This is a genomic window from Oceanospirillum sediminis, from assembly GCF_014164585.1.
Lineage (GTDB): Bacteria > Pseudomonadota > Gammaproteobacteria > Pseudomonadales > Halomonadaceae > Oceanospirillum > Oceanospirillum sediminis.
In genome coordinates this window covers 1-366 of record NZ_JACJFM010000210.1, presented here as the reverse complement: position 1 = coordinate 366, position 366 = coordinate 1, and the positions used below count along the sequence as shown (strand labels likewise).

The following is a 366-nucleotide window of genomic DNA, read 5'->3' as shown; positions in this document are numbered from 1 at the left end:
CAATATCATCATAAACGTGTATTAATTTAAAACGATTGGTGCGTACACCATACATTTTTTTAACCATGTGAAATGCAGGGAAATCATAATAATGATAGTAGATAGCATCTCTAAAATCTTCATCTTTTATAGTATTAGTTAGTAAAGGCTTGAGGGATTTACCTTGCATATCTTTTGGGATAGTAACACCTGCAAAATCTAAAAAAGTTTCAGCAAAATCTAAGTTTTGAGTTAATGCGGAAATTTCTGTCCCTGCTTTAATTTTCTTAGGATATTTCATCAACATTGGCATTTCCAATGATTCTTCATACATAAAACGTTTATCAAACCAACCCTTTTCCCCTAAATAAAAGCCTTGATCGGTAG

1 protein-coding gene is annotated in these 366 nt (G+C 31.7%); it reads right to left on the bottom strand.

The window, feature by feature from the left end:
- Positions 1 to 366: sulfatase/phosphatase domain-containing protein (locus H4O21_RS28435; protein ID WP_182812564.1), on the bottom strand; the 366-nt coding region annotated here is incomplete at both ends.